The following is a 22,699-nucleotide window of genomic DNA, read 5'->3' on the forward strand; positions in this document are numbered from 1 at the left end:
AACAGGCAGATGCATTCCCGCGTATTTACCGGTAGAGAACCGTATTGAACGACTGCCGGGCGGTCCACCTCCCTTCATGCATTGATTTTTGCGGTATTTATTTTAAGTTACGATATTTAAAAAAGAGTAACTTTAATAGTCTGAATGGTTTTTTAAAAAATACGTTCGTATCGCCCATTTCTACTGTCTGACCCATGCTTCCCGTTTTTAACCGAGCTTTGCTCTGGCTTCTGCTGCTGGGCTTTGCCTTTCCGGTTTTGGCTACCCACCAGGTCGGCGGGCAGATCGAAATGCGGGCCATTGGCGATGTGCCGGGACACTTTCAAATCACGGTAATCAATTACCTCGAAGACAATAACCGGGCGGCCCAAACCACCGGGGGGCAGATCGGGATTTTCCGACTGCGCGACAACGCCCGGATGCTGGTATTCACCGTATCGGAAACCGCTCAGCGGGAACGCGTGGTCTTTACGAACGAAGCCTGTGCCACTTCCCAAAACCAGCGGGTGATTGCTGCCACGTTCGGGGCTGACATTCAGCTTGATCCAGCCCTTTACAGCGATGCCGGTGGCTATTACATGTCATTTCAGACCCAAAACCGCAACGCCGGAATCAACAACATCAACAACCCCGTGCAAACGGGGTTTACCTTTTACCTAGAATTTCCGGCCCTGCAAAAAAACGGTCAGTATTTCAACAACTCATCCCCACGCTTCAACCCCATCAACGGGGAGTATCTCTGCATCAACGAGGCTTTTTCGTTTGCCTTTGGTGGTACCGACCCCGACGGCGATGAACTGCGGTATTCGATGGTGACCCCCCTCAACAGAATTGGAACGGGCCGCAACCAGGAAGCCACCGCCGGGCCGTATCCGGATGTCCAATGGCTGAGCGGTTTTAGCGCCAATAGTGCCATTCCCGGCAGTCCGACGCTGGCGGTCGATCCCCGGAGCGGGCAGTTGTCGGTGACGCCCAACCAACTGGGTTTGTTCGTTTTTGCGGTTAAAGTCGAAGAATACCGCAACGGCGTAAAAATAGGGGAGGTTCGGCGCGACTTCCAGTTTCTGGTGATCGATTGCCCCCCGGTTACGGCCCCGAACCCAACCGTATGGGCCACCGGTTTGCCGGCCAATACCGAATTTACGATCTGCAAGGGAACATCGCTGGAACTCCAGACGACCGTCAACCCGGACTGGAATTACCAGTGGCGACGCGACGGACTGAACCTGCCCGATGCCACCGGCACTAAACTTCAGGTTAACGAACCAGGTACCTACTCGGTTTTTGTTTCCATGAAAACCCAGTGCGGCAAGGCCAGCGGTTCCCAGAATGTAACACTCAAGGTGGTGGATCTCACCTCGGATCTCAATGTAACCGGGCAGTTGTGCGCCACGGACGGTTCCGTCGTCCTGAGGGTGTTGGGTGGAAGCGACCTGACGTACCAGTGGTTTCGGGACGGCAAGCTCGTGGTGGCACCTCCTGCCGTTAATTCCCTGACCGTTACCCAGCCGGGAGAATACCGGGCTGTTTTAACCCAAACGCAATACGGCTGTACCTACAACACCGGTGCCCTTTCGCTTACCCGCGCACCCGCCGTACAGGCGGCTATCCGTTCGTCGCAAAACCGGATTTGCCCCGGTGCTGCGTTGCCGCTGGAAGGCGTGGGTGGGGTCAGCTTTGCCTGGCAACGGGATGGTCAGCGGGTGGCAACGGTCACCGATCCGGTTTTCCCGGTGCAAACCGCCGGAACCTACGTTGTCGAGGTAACAGCGGATAACGGTTGCAAAGCGACATCAGACCCCTTTACGGTAACTCAAATTCCCGCCGTCACCGTCACGATGGAGGCTGTTCCGCCGGTTTGTGGTACGGAAGGCCCGGTTTTTTCACTGACGGGAACACCCGCAGGAGGGACTTTCGCCGGGCCGGGTGTGTCGGGAGCACAATACGATGCGAAAGCCGCCGGGATCGGCAACCACGTGCTGACGTATTCGGTCAACTTTGCGCCGGAATGTCCGGCGGCCGTAGCGCAGCAAACCGCCGTGGTGGCTCCCATTCCGACGATTCTGTTACCGGAAGAAATGATCACATCACTGGGTACTTCGCTAACCATCAGCCCGGTTTTGACCGGTGATCCGGTGAAATTCGCGTGGTCGCCACCCACTTACCTGGCCGATCCGGCCGAAGCCAATGCGCGGGTGGTGTCTATTGAAGACGACATTGTCTATACGTTGAAAGTTGAAAACGCGACGGGCTGCCAAGCCGAGGGCACGGTGGTTGTGACGGTTTACGAACGAATCTGGGTGCCGGGTGCGTTCACACCCAACGCCGACGGCCAGAACGATGTCTGGGAATTAAAAGGCGTCGAAGCTTTTCCGGCCGTGGAAGTAGCGGTTTTCAACCGCTGGGGTGAGGTGATTTACCAATCGGCCGACGGCTACGCGCATCCCTTCGACGGCAAGCTGAAAGGTGATCCGGTGCCATCGGGCGCATACGTATATACAATCCGGTATAAACCGGATGCGCCTTTGCTGCGGGGAACGGTAGTGATTTTGCGTTAAGGGTTAGTTTCCATGTTATGGCTAATAATGGAATGGTTTTAAACCGAAAGCCCCGGAATGAAAATTCCGGGGCTTTCGGTTTAAAAGAGATATTAGATTTTATTTAACCGGGATAGTTTTAACCACGATTTTGGCACCGTCTTTTGACGAAATATTAAGGGGCTTTCCGTAATTATCAATCAGATTCTTCCAGTACAAATCCCCCGGAGCAGTAGAATTGCCTGCGATATCGCGGCTGATGTCCAGATTTTGCTCCGTCAAGTTGTCAACTTTCCAGGAATCACCTGAGGGAAGTTGAGTAGAAGTCAGGGTCAATTTTGTGTCATTTTCGGACAATGCCCATTTTCCGGTTGAAGAAGTACCATCTAATCCGGATTGAACCAAGTCACCATTGCTTTTAAATTCGAGACGAAACTTGCTCATGTCCAATGGGTTTGTAGTGGCACCTTTAGTATAACCAGTGATAGCCGGGTAGGCTCCTACCGTGATTATACCAGTTTGAACTTCCCAGGTGCGAGCAATCAACTCAGCCTTGGTTTTCACCGCCGGGGTGTCGTCGTCATCTTTGCTACAGCTTACGAACAGAGTAGTCCCCATCAACAGGAGCAGGAGGGCTTTTTTCATACAGATCGATTTTTCAGGCTTAATTTTCAGCCTGCAATTTATTGAAATATTTTTTGTTCGGTGATTTTCACCGATGAATAACGAACGGATTGCCAGACTAATATATTATACGGTAAAAATGAGCCTGTATTAATGCAATCCCTGACACACGCAGTGAATGTGGCCGAAGCTCTGCGTTTCGGCGTGCCAGTCGAAGGCATTGTTGGATCGGTTGTTTTCCCAGAAAAACGGGGCCCGTGTCCGGGTATAATTTCCGGTTTCGTTCATCGTGGCGGCATCGAATAACCGCCCGTTGATCATCACATACTGAATGAACTGGCTGTTGCGCAGATCCTGCAATGGGTTTTTGTCGAGCACCAGCAGATCCGCCAGCTTTCCGGCTTCCAGCGAACCGATTTCCCGGTCCAGCCCCAGGTTGCGGGCCGGGCCGATGGTGGCCTGTTTCAGCGCCTGTAAATTCGAAATCCCCCCCTGACCAAGCATCCAGAGTTCCCAGTGCGCACCCAGTCCCTGCAACTGACCGTGGGCACCGAGGTGAACGCTCACCCCGGCATCCGTCAGTTGTTTGGCGGTTTGCGAGTTACCAATGTGACCGAATTCTTCATCGGGTAACATCGTTCGCCGACGCGACCGGCTGTCGACCACGGCACGGGGCGTAAACCGCAGCAGACGTTCCTGTTCCCAGACGTTCATTTTCTGGTACCAGTAATATTCGCCGGAAACACTGCCGAAGCTGACAATCAAGGTCGGTGTATAACCGGTTTTGCTGTTGCTCCACAACGACACGACATCCTTGTAAATTGGATCGACCGGCAGATTGTGTTCCACCGTTGTGTGGCCATCCATGACCATCGTCAGGTTGTGGTTGAAGAATGAACCGCCCTCGGGCACCACCATCATGCCCAGTTCGCGGGCGGCCTGAATGATTTGCTGGCGTTGGTTCCGGCGGGGCTGGTTGTAACTTTTAACCGAAAAAGCACCCACGGCTTTCATCCGGCGCAGGTGCGAACGGGCGTCGTCCAGGCTGTTGATCACCGCCTTGAAATCGCCGTCGGCACCGTAAATAATCGTTCCGGTCGAATACACCCGGGGTCCGAGCATCCGACCGGTTTTGACCATTTCCGACTGGCTGAAAACCATCTCGGTGTTCGACGACGGATCGTGAACCGTCGTCACGCCGTAGGCGAGGTTCGTGAAGTACGACCATTGCTGCTGGGGCGATTTGCCGTCGCCGGTGCCGATGTGGGCGTGGGAGTCGATTAATCCGGGCATGATGGTTTTGCCCGTGGCGTCGATGATTTTGGCACCCGCCGGAATCGTGACCGAACTGGCCGGGCCGACCGCCAGAATCTTGTTGTCCTGCACCACCAGCACGCCGTTTTCAATCACCGCATCGTCTTTCATCGTCAGAATGGTGGCACCTTTAAAGGCTACGATGCCTTTCGGGACATCGGTCGTCAGCTTCAGGCCGATCGGGATGCCCGTGGTGTCGATGGCGGGTAGCTTTTCGGGAGCGCCTTCCACAAAGGCAAAACTGTTTTGAATGGATCGGGTGAAATAGTCCGGGCCAATCGTCCAGTGCAGTTTTTTGCTGTCGTTCGACCAGTGCAGGTAATCACCGGCATCGCGCGTTACCTTATACACCGGAAACGCTTTCGTTCCGCCCGAGAGATCGGCGGCTTTTCCGCTCACCGGGAAGGGCGCGATGTAGAGTTGAAAAAGCTCCTGAAACGCAATCCAGCGGTTGTCGGGGCTTGGCACAAACCGGGTGGCATATTGCGATGTAAAATGCGTTTGCTCGTCGGAATTGTTCAGCGTAACGCTTTTGAAAGCTTTCGTCGCCCCATCTTCTACGAAGAAAATCCGGTCGCCGGTGGGGTTGAACAGCGGTTCTTCGCCGTCTTCCCGAATGAATCGGGCCGCACCGCCGTTGCCCGGCATGACGTACAGACCCGGTTCCTTGCCGTACGCAAAGCCCATAAAACCGTTCCCGGTGCTTTTGCGATACACAATTTGGGAGCCATCGGGCGAGAAAACCGGTGTGTTGTAAAAACCTTTTTCGCGCGTTAATGTCTCGGTTTTGCGGGATTGCAGGTTGAGTTTTCGGATGCTGCCGGTGAGCGAATCATTCCAGGTGGTGTAGATCAGGAATTTCCCGTCGGGGCTAAAACTGGGTTCGTATTCAAAACTGGTGGTTTCTTTGGTCAACCGTTCGGGCTGGCCATTGGGCAGTTTTTTCAGGTAGAGATAACCCGCAGCGTGAAAAACCAGCGTTTTTTCGTCGGGCGACGTCCGGGCGTGGCGGATCATTTTGGAATCAAACGTGGGCGAAAAAACCGTCTGCGGAAAGCGCACCGCGTCCTGGATCGTCAGTTTGGCGTTCACCGTGAACGGGATTTCAACGGCTTTGGCCGACTGCACAGCCACGCGAAACAGCTTGCCTTTGGCCCAGATCACAAGTTCCTTGCCGTCGGGCAGCCAGTCGTAGTTTGGATACAAACCCATAATCGCCCAGGCTTCCTGCTGGTCTTTGTTGAGCTGATCGAAGACCGGAAATTCCTCCCCGGTTTTCAGATCGTGGATATACAGCACGGTTTTCGTCCGAACCCGCCGGACAAACGCCAGTTGCCGTCCGTCGGGCGAAACCTGTGGGCGGGTCGCACCACCGGGGCCGGTCACGATGTTTTTTACTTCGCCCGTCTGCCGGTCAAACCGTTTGATGGCATAAATCTGGCCGTTGGGATCTTTGTTGTACTGAAAAATCGGCCCCGGACTCACGTCTTCACTGAAATAGACGTAGCGGCCGTCGGGCGAAACGCACGGTTCTCCGGCGTCCTGCTGGTCATTTTTTCGTTTGGTCAACTGCAAACCGGCGGTTGTGCCTCCGGCATGATAGAGCCAGAGTTCACCCGCCCCCAGCGAACGGCGGCTCGTAAAGTGTTTGCGGGCCACGAGATACTGACCGTCGGGCGTCCAGACGGCGTTGTTCAGCAATCGAAAGTCTTCGTTCGTGATCTGGCGCAACCCGGAGCCATCGCGGTTCATGGTCCAGATGTTATCGCCCCCGGCGCGGTCGCTGGTGAACGAAATCCGTTGGCCGTCGGGGCTGTAGCGGGGTTGAACTTCCAGGGGCAAACCGCCGGACAGCAGCTTCGCGGTGCCACCGGTAATGGGCAGCGTGTAGAGATCGCCGAGGAGATCGAATACGATTTCGCGGCCGTCCGGACTTACGTCGAGGTTCATCCAGGTGCCTTCGGTGGTCGTTAGGCTGACTTCTTTGGCAGGCCCCCGGGGCGTGGCAACGTCCCAGGTTTCTTTGGGTTTTTGGGCAAATGAAAGGGTAGAAGCCAGCAGGGCAACGGCTACGGTGTACAGTTTCTTCATGTTGGGGGTGTAAGGCACCGAAAGATACTGAATGAGTCGCAAAGACGATGACCGAAACCGCCAAATCTTGCCGTATGACTATTGAAAGTATAAATTTAAAAATTTCGCCAATTGTTGTATTATTCGGTGATGCAGCGTGACGATAGAATAAACCTTTGTTAAGAAATAAATTCTGTAAAACTCTTTTGATCAGAATATTGTAGTATTGTGTAGAAGATTAAAAGTGAACAGAAAATGTATCGTTAAGGTCTTGTAATTGTACAAAAGTAATTGCTGATTTTTACACACTACGCATTTACACCATGAAAAACATAGAAAAACAACTGGCTGATTTACAGCTTCAAATTGAACACCTGAACAAAAAAATAGCCGACCTGCTGGAACATACCCCCGCGAGCCGAGGCTTGTTAAGCCGGTCGCTGGTGCGCAAGCAGCAACACAAAGCCATGCCTGGAGACCGTTTATTTAATCCGTCCAAAGGCATCAACCGGTTTCGCTCTTTGCAGAATAACGGTTAAAACCGGCTCGGATTCGGCTGGATGAAGTTGATAGTCAGGTCGATACCTGCTTTATTTGTAGCTTTCAATGGGCCAATCCAGATGCCCACCCCGGGTTTGTTTTCCAGCATACGCAGTACGGCAGTCAACCGCCGAATCACCCGGTTTTTTACGGGTCACCGTCTTCCCATTCGCTTTTTGAACCGCTGGTACCACATTACCCGGTTTTTTGGTCCGAACGACACCATATTCAGGGCCACCGGCGGCCAGAATGGCCAGGCCAATTACGAGTCCCAATGCGGAGGGGACTAACTTTACATTCAGATTCATCAGGTGTGTTGTTTCGTTTCTGCCGTGAAGGTAAAACGGAACCCGCCTACAGCGGAAAATAATTGGGTTAAGTGGAAAAAACGGGGACTTAAGTGGAAGTTTGTTTTCCGGAAACGCGAACCGGCAATGAGAATACCGGCACCTTCGTCCGAAAATGAATAGTAAAAATCGGCGCGTCGTCGCTTATGGTTAAATATAGGTGTGGTTTCTACCCAAAAAGCCTCTTCAAACCTTGCTAACTATGGCACCGGAAAAAAAATCAGTGGTCTCCCGGAGAAAATTTCTCGACCTGACCACCAAAGGAGCCCTCGCAACAACCGCCCTTGTCAGCGGTTTTCCAACCATCGTACCGGCCTCGGTATTTGGTAAAAATGCTCCCAGCAACCGCATCAACGTCGGTGCGATTGGCGTTGGCCGCATTTCACGGACGCACGACATGCCGGGTGTCTGGCAATACGACAATGCCCTGATCATGGCCGTTTGCGACGTCGACAGCAAGCGGGTCGAAGAAGGGAAACAACTCGTCAATGGCGTCTATGCCAAGAAAACCGGTAAATCGTACGATGGTGTGCGCGGCTATGGCGACTACCGCGAGTTGCTGGCCAACAAGGACATCGATGCCGTTTTGATCAGCACGCCCGACCACTGGCACGCGCCGATGGTGGTTCACGCCGTCAATGCCGGGAAAGATGTCTACATGCAGAAACCGGCGTCGCTCACAATTTCGGAAGGCCGATTGATGGCCGATGCGGTCAAACGGACGGGGCGGATCATGCAGGTCGGTAGCCAGCAGCGGTCGTCGCACCAGTTCCGGTTTGCGGCCGAACTCGTTCGCAACGGGCGGATCGGTCAGTTGAAAACCGTCTCCGTCGGCTTGCCCGGCGATCCTTCGGGTGAGGAAGAGCCGGAAATGCCCATTCCGAAGAATCTCAATTACGACATGTGGCTCGGTACAACGCCCGAGGTATATTATACCGAAAAACGCGTCCATCCGCAGAAAGATTACGACCGTCCGGGCTGGTTGCGCTGCGAACAGTTCGGCGCGGGTATGATCACCGGCTGGGGCTCGCACCACATCGACTGTTCCCACTGGGCGATGAATACGGAATACACCGGGCCGGTGGAAATCTGGGGGAAAGCCGATTTTCCGAAGAAAGGCCTCTGGGATGTACACGGTATTTTCCGCACCGAAGCCCTGTACGAAAATGGCGTTCGGATGGTGGTCAGCAACGAGTTGCCCAACGGAATCAAGTTTGAAGGCACCGACGGCTGGATTTTTGTGTCAAGGGGCGACTCCTCCGTTACCGCCAGCGATCCGATTGCCAAACAGAAAGCTGCCAAAGCCCTGGATGCGAGCGATCCGAAGATTCTGGAGTCGGTGATCGGGCCGAACGAAATTCATTTGCCGGTCAGCAAAGAACACCACGGCAACTGGCTGGAAAGCATCGTCAGCCGGAAAGAACCGATTGCTCCCGCCGAGGTTGGCCACCGGTCGTGTTCGGCCTGTCTGCTCCACCACGCGGCCATGAAACTGGATCGAAAACTGTATTGGGACCCGAAAAAAGAGCAGTTTAAGAACGATGCAGAGGCCAATAAACTCTTGTCCCGCACGCAGCGGTCGCCCTATGCCATTCAGGTTGTTGCCTCCACCAAATCAAAATAATCAGTGCGTTTAACCCAAATGCTTCGAATGAAAGTCGCTCCCGTTGCCGGCAGCCTGTTGATGGCTGCCATACTCACCGCTTGTCAGTCTGATCAAAAGAAAGATGACATGATTCATCTGATTACCCTCGACCCCGGTCATTTTCATGCGGCCCTGGTGCAGAAAACCATGTATGAAGGCGTCGATTCCACCGTTCATGTCTATGCCCCGGACGGTCCGGATGTGCAGCTTCATCTGGATAAAATCAAAGGCTACAACGCCCGCCCGGAAGATCCGACGCACTGGCATGAAGACGTCTACCTCGGTACGGATTTCCTCGATAAAATGCTAACGGACAAAGCCGGGAATGTGGTCGTCATGGCGGGCAACAACCGCCTGAAAACCGACTACATCCAGAAAACGGTAGGGGCCGGATTCAATGTTCTGGCCGACAAACCGATGGTGATCAGCGCGGCCAACTTCGACCAGTTGAAAGAGGCATTTGCGACCGCCGAAAAGAACAAGGTGCTGTTGTATGACATCATGACCGAGCGCTACGAGATCAGCACGATGCTGCAACGGGCTTTCTCACAGCAGGCCGATTTGTTCGGAACGCTGGAAAAAGGCACGCCCGAAAATCCGGCGGTTACCAAGGAAAGTGTGCACCATTTTTACAAAAACGTCTCGGGTAGCATCCTGACCCGTCCATCCTGGTTTATGGATGTGGCCCAGCAGGGCGAAGGCATCGTGGACGTGACCACCCACCTCGTTGATCTGGTGCAGTGGGAATGTTTTCCGGAACAAACCATTGATTACCAGAAAGATATTAGCCTGACGTCGGCCCGTCGCTGGACGACCGACATGACGCTGAGCCAGTTCAAAGCCATTACGAAACAGGACGCATTTCCGGAGTATCTCAAGAAAGATGTGGTGAAAGACAGCGTGTTGAAGGTCTACAGCAATGGCGAAATCAATTACCAGCTTCGCGGGGTTCATGCCAAAGTGTCGGTGATCTGGAAATACAAAGCACCGGATGGCACGGGCGATACCCACTATTCGATCATGCGGGGAACGAAAGCCAATCTGATCATTCGCCAGGGGGCCGAGCAGCAGTACAAACCGACGCTCTACATCGAAGCGGTGGACAAAAACACGGATCTGGAAGACGCGCTGAAAACGGTTTTGCCGAACATCCAGAAGGAATTTCCGGGTGTCGAGGTGAAGAAAATTGCCAAAGGCTGGGAAGTGGTCATCCCGGAAAAATACAAGGAAGGTCACGAAGCCCACTTTGGCCGCGTGGCGCAGAAATACCTCGATTACCTGAAAGCCGGTGCCTTGCCCGCCTGGGAGGTTCCGAACATGATTTCGAAGTACTATACGACCACGCAGGCACTCGAACTGGCCAAGAAATCCAAAAGTGAACTCGCGACAAAGTGAAACGACCATGAACCAATCACAAGCCAACCGGCGACGGTTTATCAAAGAATCCGTTACCACCGCGGCCGGACTCGCCGGTCTGACGGCCCTTCCCAAAGAACTTCTGGCCGCTCCCGGAATCCCGTATTCGGTTCCCGTGGTGGGCAGCAGCCGTCCGAAAGGCGCGGCCCGCATCCGGTTTTCGGCCATTGGCCTGAACCACGGCCACATTTATGGGCAGGTTGAAGCCGTCATTCGCGGGGGAGGGCAACTCGTTTCGTTTTACGCCAAAGAGCCGGATCTGGCGGCTGCGTTCACGAAGCGCTACCCCGATGCCAAACTCGCCAAAAGCGAAAAGGAAATTCTGGACGACAGCTCGATTCAACTGGTGGTGAGTGCCGGAATTCCCGACGAACGCGCCCCGCTCGGCATTCGGGTGATGAAGGCGGGCAAGGATTACATGGCCGACAAACCCGGCATCACGACGCTTGAACAACTCGCCGAGGTTCGCAAGGTTCAGCAGGCCACCAAGCGGATTTATTCGATCATGTATAGCGAACGGTTTGAGAACAAGGCGACGGTGAAGGCGGGTGAACTGGTGAAAGCCGGCGCGATCGGTAAAGTCATTCAGACCATCGGCCTGGGTCCCCACCGCATGAATGCCAAAACGCGCCCCGAGTGGTTTTTCGACAAGCAGCGGTTTGGTGGGATCATCTGCGACATTGCCTCGCACCAGTTCGATCAGTTTCTGTTTTTCACGGGTTCCACCCAGGCCGAAGTCGTTGCGTCACAGGTTGGCAATACGAACCATCCGCAATACCCGAAATTTGAAGATTTTGGTGATGCGATGGTGCGCGGCAACGGCGGAACCGGTTACATCCGCGTCGACTGGTTCACGCCCGACGGCCTGAAATCCTGGGGGGACGGGCGGCTGACCATTCTCGGCACCGACGGTTTTATCGAACTGAGGAAGAACGTCGACATTGCCGGACGCGACGGCGGCAACCACCTGATTCTGGTCGACAACAAGGAAACGAAGTACATCGACTGCAGCAAGGAAACGACGCCCTACGGCACCCAGCTCATCGACGATATTCTGAACCGGACCGAAACCGCCATGACCCAGGCACATTGTTTCCTGGCGACGGAACTGGCGTTGAAAGCCCAGAAGCAGGCCCAGCAGGTCAAACTAAAAGTTTAATTTTTTATCGAACTATTCATGAATCGATTGGCTACGGGGTTGCGCTTTGGTTTTTTCCTTCTGCTACTGACATCGACTGTTGGTTGGAGTCAAAGCAGTAAGGTTAACTGGAAGAAAGTCAGGGTGTTGGTGTATACCAAAAATGGAAAAGGATACGTTCACGACAACATTCCGTTTGCCGCAAAGAGCATTCAGAAGCTGGGCGAGGAGCACGGTTTTAAGGTGGACGTCACGGATCAGCCGTCGGTTTTTACGGAAGACAACCTGAAGCAATACACGCTGCTGGTTTTTCCCAGTACCAACAACGACGTTTTCGACACCGACGCCCAGCGGCTTTCGTTCCGGCGGTACATCGAAGCCGGGGGCGGTTTTGTGGGGGTTCATTCGGTGACGGGGACCGAGCGGAACTGGACCTGGTTCAAGCGGATGATTGGGGGAACCTTTGCCTGGCATCCCAAATTTCAGAAGTTCAAAACCGTGGTGATCGACACCAAACACCCGTCGATGCAGGGCATTCCGAAAATCTGGGAGAAGGAGGACGAGTTCTATTTTACCAAGGAAATGTCACCGGGACCCACGGTGGTGATGGCCCACGACCTGACCTCTCTCAATGGGGAAGAACCCGAAAAAGTGAAGATGTTCGGCGGTTCCTTTACAAACCTGTATCCGGCGGCCTGGTACTACCATTTCGACGGCGGCTACACCTGGTGTACCACGCTGGGCCACGACAAAAAGGATTATTCGGAACCGCTGTTCATGAAACACATTTTTCAGGGCATCCAGTACGTAGCCAGTCAGGTGAAGAAAATCGACTTCGGTAAAGCCTATGCCGATTCGCGGGACACACCGATTCGGGATAACTAAAACCGGTCAGTTCTCCAGCAGTTTCACAATGTCCTGGTAAATGGCATCGGCCGAACTGGGGCGTTTGGCATTCAGGTCGGCCATCTGGCCTTTTTTGTCGATCAGGATGTAACGCGGAATGCTCTGAACCCCAAAGTATTGCACAATTCGCGAGCGCCAGCCGCCCTTCGACCAGCCCTGGTCACCGGGTAGCTGGTGTTTTTGCAAGGCGTTTTTCCAATTGGCTTCCGTATCATCGATGGAGATGTAGAGGAACGCGACTTTTTCCAACTGCTTCTTGGTCAGGCGCTCATAGAGTATTTTGGAATGCGGCACCTCGCCGATGCAGGGTCCGCACCAACTCGCCCAGATGTCCAGATACACCACCTTGCCCTTGAAATCGTCCAGCGTGACGGGTTCGCCGTTCTGGTTCAAAAACGAAAACACATTCGGATCGACATGTTTTTTCTTCGCAGCCACCGCTGGTTTGGGTTCGTCTTTCCGGCTCATCACCTCCCCACAGCGTGTTTTTACCAGTTCCGTATACGCCGTTGCGTTTGGGGTCGCCGTCAGAGTTGCAAACACTTCGCGCACCGAAGAAGGTGTTGCTTTTTCACAATTGTCAAGCAACAGCCGGGCCAGGGCATACTGGTACGGTTTTCCGGTCAGGTGCTGGCGGGCATAACCGGCTTTTTCCGGAAGCATTTTGTGCAGATCCTCCGGCGTATATTTGGCAAAATTCCGGGCTTTTGAATTGAAATACGTCACGTAGTAAAACAGGAAATGCCGGTACGGTTCGGCGACCATCGCCGTTTCATCGTTCGCTTTCGACTCATCAAACCCTTCCAGCATGACGGCGGGTAATGATGGCACAGTTTGCTGCGTAGCCTGCGCGTTGGTCCGGACGATGGGCCAGGCCATGAGCAGATGCCAGTAATTCCAGCGGATACAGTTCTCAATGTATTTTTTGAACGGCTCGGAAAACTGAGCCGTCTGCGGATGTGCTTGGTAGAACGCCAGTTGCGCTTTTCGGGCCGAAAACAGTGTCATTTCCCAACCATCGACACCGGTTGTCTGCGCTTTGGCATATTGTGCCGGGGCATCGAAGTCGGTTTTAAATTTCTCATTGAATTCTTTCAGAAAACCCAGTTCGGGGACTGCGGTGAAAACGGTTTCGGGCTTTGGCCCCTGATACACATCCTGCGAAAACCCATCTTGAAAAAGGCGGATCGAGAAGAGAAGAAGGAGGAAGATTTTTTTCATAATTCTTTATTGATTTAGCAAGCAAATACTAGTCCAAACCGGATTGAAAACGCCTGAGTTGGGTTCTTATTGGTAGAAATATTGATAAATCATCCCGGAAACCGTCGCCAGCGACTCGACCACAGCGGCATCACTTTTAATTTCTTTGGAGAGCAAAACTAGAACGTATTTCCGGCCATCGGGTAGAAAAACAATTCCGGAATCATGTCGAACCGAGGCAATGGAACCGGTTTTGTGCGCTACTTTGACGGTTTTTGGTAATTTTGCGGGGATGACGGAGTTAAACCGCTGATCGAGCAGAATCCGGATCATGTCTTGCGAAGCTTCCGGGCTGACGGCTTTTCCGGTGGCAATTTTTTCGAACAGGAGCATTAAATCGTAAGCCGTAGTCGTATTGTTCAGCCCTTTCTGGAAGGCTTTGGTATCTTCCACGCCCCGCCGAACCTGCATGTCCCGGATGCCCATGTCGCGCATCGTTTGCATGACTTTTTTGGCGTCGACCAGGTCGATGATCAGGTTGGTGGCGAGGTTACTGCTCAGGATAATCATGTCGTATAGCACCGCCGAAAGGGGGAGCTTCGTGCCGACTTTGGTATAAATCAGCGTATCGCTGTCGTCGGTCGCTTTCAGGCTGTACGGACTGCCATCGACGATGCTTTTGAATTCATTTTTGATCAGAATGGAGTCGGACAGAGAAAACCGCTTCTGGGCGGCCTGTTTGTAAACCTCGATCATCACCGGCGTTTTCATGGTGCTGGCGGCATGAAATTCTTCCCGTTCGTGAATCAAAAGTTCCTGTCCGGTGGTTAAATCCTTGAAGGCGACGGCGTATCGGCCCGGCTGTTTGGCCAACTGGGTTTCAATTTGCTGCCGGAATTGTTCCAACGTAGGTTTCGATTGCCCGAATGAGAAAAGGGAAATCAGTAAAAAAAAGGAAAAAGAAATACCCCGGCGAATCGCCATGCCGATTTGAAAACCCATACCTTAATTCGGTTGTAATAGCTGGATGATTTAGCGTTCTAAAGTAAGCATTTTCTGTAACAGAAACCGTCTCGATGACCAATCTTGAAATCGTTTTAGTGTTAATGGCCATTCTGGCCGCCCTCGCATCCGTTACCCAAAAACTGAAAATTCCGTATCCCATCCTGCTGGTGATTGCCGGTCTGGTGCTGGGCTTTCTGCCCATTGTGCCGGATATTCACCTGGAATCGGAGGTGGTTTTTCTGATTTTTCTGCCGCCGTTGTTATACGAAGCCGCCGGCAACATCTCCTGGCACGAATTCAAGGCCTACCGGCGTCCCATTGGCTTGCTGGCGGTCTGGCTGGTTTTTTTCACCACCGTGACCGTCGCCGTGGTCGCCCACTATTGCATTCCCGGTTTTAGCTGGCCACTGGCGTTTGTGCTGGGGGCCATCACCTCCCCGCCGGATGCGGTGGCTGCTACGAGTGCAACCCGGGGGCTGGGACTTCCCAACCGGCTGATTACCATTCTGGAAGGCGAAAGTCTGGTGAACGATGCGTCGGCGCTGATTGCCTACCGGTATGCTGTGGCAGCAGTCACCAGCGGGAGTTTCATTTTCTGGCAGGCTGGTTTGCAATTTCTGGTGGTTGCCGCTGGGGGCGTCGCCATCGGTCTTGCCATCGGTTACCTCTTTCGGCATATTCACAACAAGCTGGAAAACCCGACGGTGGCCACGACCATTACCTTGCTTTTGCCGTTTGTGGCGTATTTGCTGGCCGAGCACCTGGGGGTTTCGGGGGTGTTGGCGGTGGTCTCGACGGGCCTGTATCTGGCCTGGAATTCCTACGAAATCTATTCGTTTCAAACCCGGATGCAGATCAACGGTTTTTGGAATATTCTGATTTTTCTGCTGAACGGTTTTGTGTTTATCCTGATCGGGTCACAGATGCTGGTGATCCTGAAAAACATTGAAGACCATTCCGTGGGACGGCTGATTGGCTTTGGTCTGCTGATTAGTTTTGTGGCCATCGTCACCCGGATTATCTGGATTTTTCCGCTGGCGTACATCAATTCTTTGCTGGACCGGGGGAAGAAAAAGCGTATCCTGTTCAGACCGAACGAGTTGTTCATCACCTCCTGGGCGGGTATGCGCGGGGTGGTGTCGCTGGCCACGGCGCTGGCCTTGCCGTTGACCCTGAGCAATGGAAAAGCTTTTCCGATGCGGAATGAGATTCTGTTCATCTCGTTCATGGTCATTTTTGTTACGCTGGTGCTTCAGGGGCTAACATTGCCGTTTTTTATCCGCTGGCTCAACGTGCAGGAACCGCCGGGAAAGGCCGTGCAGGAAGAAAAGAAAATCCGCCTGGCCATCACCACCAGTTCGATCACCTACATCGAAGGCGAACTGTCCATGAACCTGCACGACGAGGTGCTGAGTGAATTGAAAACCCGGTTTGAGCAACAGACCAACTACCTGAACGGGGTGTTGCGGATGGACGAAAAACCGCAAAAAGGGGCACCCCCGACGGCTGCAAATTTCTTTCGGGAGTTTGTCGAGAGTGAACTCGCCGTCATCAACCACCAGCGGGATCTGATCATTCAATGGCACAAGCAAGGGACTTTCAGCGAAGAGTCCATCCGCCGGATCGAGCAGGAACTGGACATTCGCAGCCTCGGTCTGCAAACCCAGTTGCGCAGGCTGGACCCGGTTTAATGGAAAAAACTACCGGTTTTCGGTCGAAAACGAAAACGGATAGGCAGCTGGTTTCGTACCGCGTTGCTGGTTCGGCGTGGCTTTCATCGTAAAATCGACGGTTCCGCCCTGCATCAGCACCCGATGGCTCAGCCAGTTGGCCGGATGCGGTTTGCCGTTCAGCTTCACGGCGTCGACGTAGCGGTTTGGGTCGCTGTTGGCGGGGGCGTTGATGACCAGTTTTTTGCCGTTTTCCAGGTGCAGGGTGGCTTTTTTGAACAGCGGAGCACCCAGAACATACTGATCCGTGGCGGGGCAAACCGGGTAAAAACCGAGCGCGGAGAAAACGTACCAGGCCGAGGTCTGGCCGTTGTCTTCGTCCCCGCAATAGCCGTCGGGCGTAGGCAGATACAGTCGGTTCATGACTTCGCGCACCCAATATTGCGTTTTCCAGGGCGCACCCGCGTAATTATACAGATAAATCATGTGCTGAATCGGCTGGTTGCCGTGGGCATATTGCCCCATGTCGGCGATCTGCATTTCCCGGATTTCGTGGATCACGCTGCCGTAGTAGCTTTCGTCGTAAACGGGCGGTAGGGTAAACACCGAATCCAGTTTGGCGACGAACTTTTGGGGGCCGCCCATTAATCCAACCAGCCCCTGCACGTCGTGGAAAACCGACCAGGTGTAGTGCCAGCTATTGCCTTCCGTAAACGCATCACCCCATTTGAACGGATTGAACGGTTTCTGAAACGAGCCGTCCTCATTTTTGCCCCGCATCAAGCCCGTCGCCGGATCGAAGAGGTTGCGGTAATGCTGGCTGCGTTTGGCAAACCGGTCGATTTCGGCCTGCGGACGTTTCAGGGCTTTCGCCAGTTGGTAGATCGCGAAGTCGGCATAGGCGTATTCCAGCGTCCGGGCGGCATTTTCGTTGATTTTAACGTCATACGGCACATACCCCAGTTTATTGTAATATGAAACACCCCGGCGACCGACGGCATCCAACGGGCCTTCGTTTTCGGAGTTTTTCAAAACCGCTTCGTAAAGAGCATTGATGTCGTACCCGCGTAAGCCTTTCAAATAGGCATCGGCCACAATCGACGCTGAGTTCGATCCGATCATCGTATTCCGCAAACCGGGACTGGCCCACTCGGGCAACCAGCCGCCTTCCTTGTACGCATTCGCCAGCCCTTCCTGCATCTGTGCGTTGAGCGATGGATACATCAGGTTCAGAAACGGGAACATCGACCGGAACGTGTCCCAGAAACCGGTATCCGTAAACAGATAACCCGGCAAAACCTGGCCGTTGTAAGGGCTGTAATGCACCACTTTTTTGTTCGCGTCGATTTCGTAAAACTTCCGGGGAAACAGCAGCGAACGGTACAGGCAGGAATAAAACGTGCGGGTTTGATCGACCGAACCACCTTCCACCGCAATCCGCCCCAGTTCTTTATTCCAGGCAGCTTTGGCTTTCTGCGTAACGATTTCAAAAGGGTCTGACCCGATTTCGTTCAGGTTCAATTCCGCCTGTTCGGGGCTGATGAACGACGACGCGACGCGCACGTTGACCGTTTCACCCTTTCGGGTTTTGAAACCCACGACGGCTCCGACGTGGTCGGCCTGGAATTCGAGGGCCTGCTGGTCGGCTTTTTTGTCGTGAAAAACCGTCCGAAAGGTGAAGGGTTTGTCGAAAATCAGGACGAAATAATTCTTGAAATTGGCCGGAACGCCCCCGCTGTTTTTGGTCGTATAACCGATGATTTTATTCTCGGCGGGAATAATTTTGATGAACGAGCCTTTGTCCAGCGCGTCGATCACCACGGAAGCACTGTCGGTTTGCGGGAAGGTAAACCGAAACCGGGCGGCCCGTTCGGTGGGCGCGATTTCGGTCGTAACGTTGTGATCGGCGAGGTACACCCGGTAATAATACGGTTTGGCCACCTCGGATTTGTGCGAATACCAGCTCGCCCGTTCGTTCTCGTCAAAGCGCACTTTTCCGGTCACCGGCATGATCGCAAACTGGCCGTAGTCGTTCATCCAGGGCGAGGGCTGGTGGGTCTGTTTGAAGCCCCGGATTCGGTCGGCTGCGTAGGTATACGCCCAGCCATCGCCCATTCGGCCGGTTTGCGGCATCCAGAAATTCATACCCCAGGGCAGCGCGATAGCCGGGTACGTATTGCCGTTGGACAGGCTCGGTTTGGAATCTGTTCCCATCAACACATTGACCCATTCGACCGGGTCGGAAACGGGTTTGGCGGGCTGGGCCGGAGCCCAATGGGACAGAACCAGGCAAACTACGAGGAAGAAAAGAGCGGTACGCATTCGGTTTGGTATTACGGGGATTCGGTGAATTCGCGCAAAGGTAAAGCAGAATGGCCGGGATTGAATGCAGAATTTTACTTCGCCGTCGCGTTGACCGGATCGCCCTTGGCATCCGTCGTGGTCGACTGGGACGAAAACCGGATGGCAATGGCTTTCAAACTTCCCGAATCGAGAATGATTCCGCCATCCTGCCAGGGCGCGTTAAGAACATCGTTCGGCGAATAAAATCCCTGATTCTGGTGAACGTAGTGGATTTCATAGAATCCGTTCGGCAGTTTGAAGGGATTTATAGACGAGGTGGGTTGCCAGCGGGCGCCCCAGACGTAAATCCTAGTGGGTGATTTTTTGGAAACGCTGACCAGACCGCCCAGGTAAGCCTTTCGGTCAACCTTGAAATCCTTGTAGGAGTCGCCCGTGCGCAGGTAGTCCAGTGCCCCCGACGTACTGGTTTTATCCAGTGTATAAAAACCCTCTTTTGCCGATCTAAACCGCTGGAAGCCCGGAATTTTACGGACCCATTCGTTCTCCGCCACCGCTAAAATAGGCGTATTGGACGCCTTACCGTAAGGTGTAGTTGGCTGATTGCCAATGCGTACCTGATAATAGTCGCCATTGACAGCGATGAGCAGGAACAGGTTGTTATCTACCATCCGGGTTTCCCGAACCTCGCCGACCAGCACCCCGTAGTCGCCTGGAATCCCGCGCTGGACAACTGTCGGCAGGGTTTCCTGTTTTACGTTGGCATTGGATGTGTTGTCGATGGGCGAGACGGCGGCCGGTTCGGGATCAGGCGATGCGGTTGCAGGCCGTTCGTCGGTGGCCGGTTTGGTTTGCGTGGGATAGGGTGTGGATTTCGATGGACTTTTGGTGCGAACCGGCGGGGCTTTCTTTTTCGGAACGGATTTCTTCCGCGGGTTCGTAATTGTTGAAACAGGTGACGTTCGTGTAGCCTCAGGGATGTCACTTGGATAATTTCTAAAATACAAGTTAATCCGGGAGGCATCAATTCGGGCCAGTGAGTCTAGTTTTTGTTCCGAAAGATTCAGTCGGGGTAGCCGTACCCTAAGGACATTTTCTTTGCCAGTGTTTGGCAAATATAAATTGATCCAATTGAATTGAGCAGCCTTTCTGGCCCGAGTGATTTCTCGTTCAAACTGGTCTTTTATTTTCTCGTAATCCGTTGCTGTTTTAATCAGATTAGCTTCGTGTTTTTCAAGTATTTCCACTTGTTTTCGGACTGAATCAATCGGGATATCTCGATTTAATAGTTTGATGTATTGAATTATATGGGTATACTTTGGTATAAAACCGCTGGTTGAATACCAGGACACTGGAGATAAAATTTCATTCACTTCTCCTAAGGGGCTGAGCCAAAGAGAAGTATTTGGTGTGGACTTGAGCCATGATAAGGAATCGACGGCTATCGCGCGATCATACCGCAAAGCGTGTAAATTATAGGTAGCCTCGAATGTGTTTCGTTGACGGAGTGAATGTATTAATAAAGTAAGCTGTAAGCGGTACAATTTAGTATTAAGCTGATACGCTAGTTCATCACGTTTTTCAAGTAAATTATCTCGATTCCTGATTTCGCTTTGATTATATAAATTAGGTCGAATTCCTGCGGAACTGTAAAATTTTGCGACGCTACCCCTATGTTCATTTATCTCTTTTTCCAGATTTAAAATGTAGTCCATGATCGGAATACTGCGATTGGTGGGCGTAACTACAACTAATCCAAAAAGTTCGCATACATCACGTAAGTCGGATAAGATGGCTGGATCGCGAAACTTATCCTGAGAAACCAAAACTGCCAGATTGTTATACATCACGGCGCTATCGGCCCGAAGCGAATCGGACGCGGTGTAGAAAAACTGTTTCAAACCTGCCGGTGGTGCGGTGCTGGTTTCGGGGAATATGAAATACCCGGCGGCTAGTCCGAAAACCGCCAGGATCGCCAGCGTCAGGCCATAGGCCACGGTTTTCCGGCGTTCCTGGGCGGTCACCTGGCGATCGATGGTCGGGCTGGTAAGGAGTCCGGCTTTCTGAAACGGAGCCAGTTTTCGCAAGCCTTCCGCTCGGTGTTTCTCATCGGTGAGCATCACCTCGTAGGTGTGCCGTTCCCGCTCTTCTTCGGCCAGGCTACCCGGACTGGTCCTGACCGATTCGAGCAACTGCAGAATGTCCTGATGAATGGCCGCTTTCAGGGCCGTCGGCAATTCGTCGAAGCGGGCGAGCAGTTCCTGGCGCAGTGGTTCCGGGATGCTGCTTTGCTGCAACCACGGCAACGCAGTTATTTTCAGGAGATTCGTAGTGGTAACAAAGTCATCGGTTCCGGCGTGGTGTTCAATGGTTTTGCCAATGGCCAGCGTCATTTCCCAGGTCGGCGTGGGGTAAACGGCGGTGGCGTAGGCCCACTGTTTCAGCCGGGTGATTTCTTCCTCGGTCGGTTTTTCGGTATCGAACGGATTTTCAAGAAACCGGTCAATTTCGGCGATGGTCAGTTTGCTGGCCGGTTTTCCAAAAAAGCCCCGGTCGGCGGCCGAAGGGGTGTTAACCTGCAAGTGGCGACGCAGTTCCTGAAACGTCGGATAGTCCCCCGCCTGAAAATAGGTCCGGAGCAGCAACTGCCCGTCGGGGGTAGCTGGCAGCAGGATAAAAAAACGGGCGAGAATGGCTTCGATGGAGGTCCAGTTTTCGGGATAGACGGGCGTCAGAATCGCGCGTTTCTCCCAGCCATCGAAACCGTTTGGAACCCAGGGTGCCACCGTTCCCCGGTCGTAGTCGATCAACCGGATGCCCTCCGTAATCAACACCAGGTACGAATGGCGGTGAAGCCGGTAGAGATCGCTGAGGGCGATTCCCGTCGGGTATTTTTCGCTCCGGCAGATACGCGGGTCGCTGTTGAAAAAAAGGGTTTCCAGTTCGACCTCGTTTTCGGTCAGCACCGATCCCAGATAGGCATACAGCCGGGCCTGCTGGTGGAAAGTTGAGCGCTGATCGATCAGCACCAGATACCGGGGACGGAGTTTGATTTGCTGGTAATAAATCGAGGGATAACCGCCCCGACTGGCCGTGGCCCGAATGGTGCGCCAAACGTCCATCGTGCGCCGTTGGCCTTCATCGCGCTGGTTCAACTGCCGCGCCCAGACGTCCATCGACTCGGCGACTTTGATCGTTTTCTCCTGATCCGGAAAGGTCAGAAAGTAGGGCGGGCCGTCGCCCGGAATGCGTTTTCGGTTCGGAAAAAAATACCGAAAGAGCACCGCGGCTCCAGCGGCCGTGACCAACAAAACCGCCAGCAGGAGATACCCGGTCTGTCGCGTGTAAGTGGTGAAGCGGATCGGTTTCGCCTGAACGAGGGGAAAAGAAGGGTACGAAGACGGCCTGACAGCGGGACTTGGCTTGACGCTTCTGGTGGTGTCGGCCACCAGCGGCTGTGTCGAGTCGGGTAGTGTTTGAGGAGGTTCTATCCCTGGGGTGATCGGTTTTGGTATGTGGTACACCACCAGAGCAATGAGAAGTAAGGTAATGGCGGCCAGAAACGCAGCCCAGAGCCGTCGGTTAGGCTTTGTCGGTTTTCGCGAATCCGCTGATTTTTCGGCGGTTTCAGCTTCTCTCGCTGACTGATCGGAGAACCGGACGACCTGATCGAAGATCGCCCCGAACTTTTCCTGCTCAAGGTCCGACCGCACCACCACCGGGCCGAGCAATTCCTTTAATTCCCGGAGTTGCCCGGCGGTGGTCAGTCCGGCCGGGAACCAGGTGTCGGTAATTTGGAAACAGCGGTCGTAGACCTCCGGCGTCACCACAAAGCCTTCCAGCCGAAGTTGCTCGAGCAATTCGCCCAGGGGAAGCGGTCGATGGGGAGAAACGGGCGTCATGGCCGTCGGAAAAACCGTCAGAGGGTTTTGAGGAGTGCAAAATCTTCGGCGTGTTTGGCCAGAATGCTGTAGCTCGCCAGGCGT

At 53.6% G+C, this 22,699-nt stretch carries 14 protein-coding genes; 7 read left to right on the forward strand and 7 right to left on the reverse strand.

Annotation, left to right across the window (positions count from 1 at the left end; translation table 11 throughout):
• Positions 1-194: 194 nt before the first annotated feature.
• Complete coding sequence (locus tag FH871_RS12695) at positions 195-2,558, forward strand: gliding motility-associated C-terminal domain-containing protein (RefSeq protein ID WP_138991799.1); 2,364 nt, start codon at positions 195-197, stop codon at positions 2,556-2,558.
• 99 nt (positions 2,559-2,657) lie between these two features.
• On the opposite strand, the gene FH871_RS12700 is transcribed toward FH871_RS12695, so the two are convergent.
• Positions 2,658-3,182, reverse strand: a complete 525-nt coding sequence (locus FH871_RS12700) for a hypothetical protein (protein WP_138991800.1) — start codon at positions 3,180-3,182, stop codon at positions 2,658-2,660.
• A 129-nt stretch (positions 3,183-3,311) separates the two neighbouring features.
• Positions 3,312-6,566 carry an amidohydrolase family protein gene (locus tag FH871_RS12705; RefSeq protein ID WP_138991801.1) on the reverse strand — a complete coding sequence of 1,085 codons (3,255 nt, stop codon included), beginning with the start codon at positions 6,564-6,566 and terminating at the stop codon, positions 3,312-3,314.
• A gap of 302 nt (positions 6,567-6,868) precedes the next feature.
• On the opposite strand from FH871_RS12705, the gene FH871_RS12710 reads away from it, so the two are divergent.
• Entirely contained in the window at positions 6,869-7,084 is a 216-nt protein-coding gene (locus FH871_RS12710; protein WP_138991802.1) for a hypothetical protein, read from the forward strand.
• A gap of 51 nt (positions 7,085-7,135) precedes the next feature.
• Here FH871_RS12710 and FH871_RS12715 read toward each other — a convergent pair whose 3' ends face one another.
• Complete coding sequence (locus tag FH871_RS12715) at positions 7,136-7,393, reverse strand: hypothetical protein (protein ID WP_138991803.1); 258 nt, start codon at positions 7,391-7,393, stop codon at positions 7,136-7,138.
• Between the two features lie 241 nt (positions 7,394-7,634).
• Between FH871_RS12715 and FH871_RS12720 the strand changes: the two genes are divergently transcribed.
• Genes FH871_RS12720 through FH871_RS12735 form a run of 4 tightly spaced genes read left to right on the forward strand, consistent with a single transcriptional unit; the run spans position 7,635 to position 12,516 of the window.
• Positions 7,635-9,056: a Gfo/Idh/MocA family protein gene (locus tag FH871_RS12720; protein ID WP_138991804.1), complete on the forward strand. Its 1,422-nt coding sequence runs from the start codon at positions 7,635-7,637 to the stop codon at positions 9,054-9,056.
• A 27-nt stretch (positions 9,057-9,083) separates the two neighbouring features.
• Complete coding sequence (locus FH871_RS12725) at positions 9,084-10,472, forward strand: putative oxidoreductase C-terminal domain-containing protein (RefSeq protein WP_138992007.1); 1,389 nt, start codon at positions 9,084-9,086, stop codon at positions 10,470-10,472.
• Between the two features lie 7 nt (positions 10,473-10,479).
• Positions 10,480-11,652, forward strand: coding sequence for a Gfo/Idh/MocA family protein (locus FH871_RS12730; protein ID WP_138991805.1), 1,173 nt, complete (start codon positions 10,480-10,482; stop codon positions 11,650-11,652).
• Positions 11,653-11,670: 18 nt separating this feature from the next.
• Positions 11,671-12,516 carry a ThuA domain-containing protein gene (locus FH871_RS12735; RefSeq protein ID WP_138991806.1) on the forward strand — a complete coding sequence of 282 codons (846 nt, stop codon included), beginning with the start codon at positions 11,671-11,673 and terminating at the stop codon, positions 12,514-12,516.
• Positions 12,517-12,522: 6 nt separating this feature from the next.
• On the opposite strand, the gene FH871_RS12740 is transcribed toward FH871_RS12735, so the two are convergent.
• Positions 12,523-13,758 (reverse strand): TlpA disulfide reductase family protein, encoded by a 1,236-nt coding sequence (locus FH871_RS12740; RefSeq protein WP_229317260.1) that lies wholly within the window; start codon positions 13,756-13,758, stop codon positions 12,523-12,525.
• Positions 13,759-13,824: 66 nt separating this feature from the next.
• Positions 13,825-14,739: a serine hydrolase gene (locus FH871_RS12745; RefSeq protein WP_229317262.1), complete on the reverse strand. Its 915-nt coding sequence runs from the start codon at positions 14,737-14,739 to the stop codon at positions 13,825-13,827.
• Positions 14,740-14,813: 74 nt separating this feature from the next.
• On the opposite strand from FH871_RS12745, the gene FH871_RS12750 reads away from it, so the two are divergent.
• Positions 14,814-16,433: a Na+/H+ antiporter gene (locus FH871_RS12750; protein ID WP_138991808.1), complete on the forward strand. Its 1,620-nt coding sequence runs from the start codon at positions 14,814-14,816 to the stop codon at positions 16,431-16,433.
• A gap of 9 nt (positions 16,434-16,442) precedes the next feature.
• Here FH871_RS12750 and FH871_RS12755 read toward each other — a convergent pair whose 3' ends face one another.
• The gene (locus FH871_RS12755) at positions 16,443-18,734 is read right to left on the reverse strand and encodes a GH92 family glycosyl hydrolase (RefSeq protein ID WP_138991809.1); all 2,292 of its coding nucleotides are present in this window, start codon (positions 18,732-18,734) and stop codon (positions 16,443-16,445) included.
• A 74-nt stretch (positions 18,735-18,808) separates the two neighbouring features.
• The gene (locus tag FH871_RS12760) at positions 18,809-22,615 is read right to left on the reverse strand and encodes a DUF2278 family protein (RefSeq protein WP_138991810.1); all 3,807 of its coding nucleotides are present in this window, start codon (positions 22,613-22,615) and stop codon (positions 18,809-18,811) included.
• Positions 22,616-22,699 lie beyond the last annotated feature (84 nt).

It is taken from the genome of Larkinella sp. C7, from assembly GCF_006149005.1.
GTDB lineage: Bacteria > Bacteroidota > Bacteroidia > Cytophagales > Spirosomataceae > Larkinella.

What these genes read in the sequence shown, in the direction of transcription:
- FH871_RS12695 (WP_138991799.1), top strand. Translation starts at nt 195, where the DNA reads ATGCTTCCCGTTTTTAACCGAGCTTTGCTCTGGCTTCTGCTGCTGGGC.
- FH871_RS12700 (WP_138991800.1), bottom strand. Translation starts at nt 3,182, where the DNA reads ATGAAAAAAGCCCTCCTGCTCCTGTTGATGGGGACTACTCTGTTCGTA.
- FH871_RS12705 (WP_138991801.1), bottom strand. Translation starts at nt 6,566, where the DNA reads ATGAAGAAACTGTACACCGTAGCCGTTGCCCTGCTGGCTTCTACCCTT.
- FH871_RS12710 (WP_138991802.1), top strand. Translation starts at nt 6,869, where the DNA reads ATGAAAAACATAGAAAAACAACTGGCTGATTTACAGCTTCAAATTGAA.
- FH871_RS12715 (WP_138991803.1), bottom strand. Translation starts at nt 7,393, where the DNA reads ATGAATCTGAATGTAAAGTTAGTCCCCTCCGCATTGGGACTCGTAATT.
- FH871_RS12720 (WP_138991804.1), top strand. Translation starts at nt 7,635, where the DNA reads ATGGCACCGGAAAAAAAATCAGTGGTCTCCCGGAGAAAATTTCTCGAC.
- FH871_RS12725 (WP_138992007.1), top strand. Translation starts at nt 9,084, where the DNA reads ATGAAAGTCGCTCCCGTTGCCGGCAGCCTGTTGATGGCTGCCATACTC.
- FH871_RS12730 (WP_138991805.1), top strand. Translation starts at nt 10,480, where the DNA reads ATGAACCAATCACAAGCCAACCGGCGACGGTTTATCAAAGAATCCGTT.
- FH871_RS12735 (WP_138991806.1), top strand. Translation starts at nt 11,671, where the DNA reads ATGAATCGATTGGCTACGGGGTTGCGCTTTGGTTTTTTCCTTCTGCTA.
- FH871_RS12740 (WP_229317260.1), bottom strand. Translation starts at nt 13,758, where the DNA reads ATGAAAAAAATCTTCCTCCTTCTTCTCTTCTCGATCCGCCTTTTTCAA.
- FH871_RS12745 (WP_229317262.1), bottom strand. Translation starts at nt 14,739, where the DNA reads ATGGGTTTTCAAATCGGCATGGCGATTCGCCGGGGTATTTCTTTTTCC.
- FH871_RS12750 (WP_138991808.1), top strand. Translation starts at nt 14,814, where the DNA reads ATGACCAATCTTGAAATCGTTTTAGTGTTAATGGCCATTCTGGCCGCC.
- FH871_RS12755 (WP_138991809.1), bottom strand. Translation starts at nt 18,734, where the DNA reads ATGCGTACCGCTCTTTTCTTCCTCGTAGTTTGCCTGGTTCTGTCCCAT.
- FH871_RS12760 (WP_138991810.1), bottom strand. Translation starts at nt 22,615, where the DNA reads ATGACGCCCGTTTCTCCCCATCGACCGCTTCCCCTGGGCGAATTGCTC.